The sequence below is a fragment of the Chlorobaculum thiosulfatiphilum genome (assembly GCF_006265165.1).
GTDB lineage: Bacteria > Bacteroidota > Chlorobiia > Chlorobiales > Chlorobiaceae > Chlorobaculum > Chlorobaculum thiosulfatiphilum.
On sequence record NZ_VDCH01000087.1, the window covers coordinates 1 to 230 of the forward strand.

1 protein-coding gene is annotated in these 230 nt (G+C 59.1%); it reads right to left on the reverse strand.

The features are described 5' to 3' along the window. Positions 1-230, reverse strand: a 230-nt coding sequence (locus FGF66_RS12450; protein ID WP_139457970.1) for an HAD-IC family P-type ATPase, incomplete at both ends; no start/stop codon positions are given.

Genomic DNA, 230 nt, shown 5'->3' on the forward strand with positions numbered 1-230 from the left:
ATATCACCCTCCCCTCCTCTATAGCCTTGACAATCGAGGCGAAGTTATCGTCTGTCAGTACCATGGTCGATGCTTCCCTGGCGACGTCGGTCCCGCCCTTGCCCATCGCCACACCGATATCAGCCTGCCTGAGAGCCGGGGCGTCGTTAACTCCATCGCCGGTCATGGCGACCACGTGCCCCTCCTGCTGGAATGCCTCAACGATACGGATTTTCTGCTCTGGACTGACC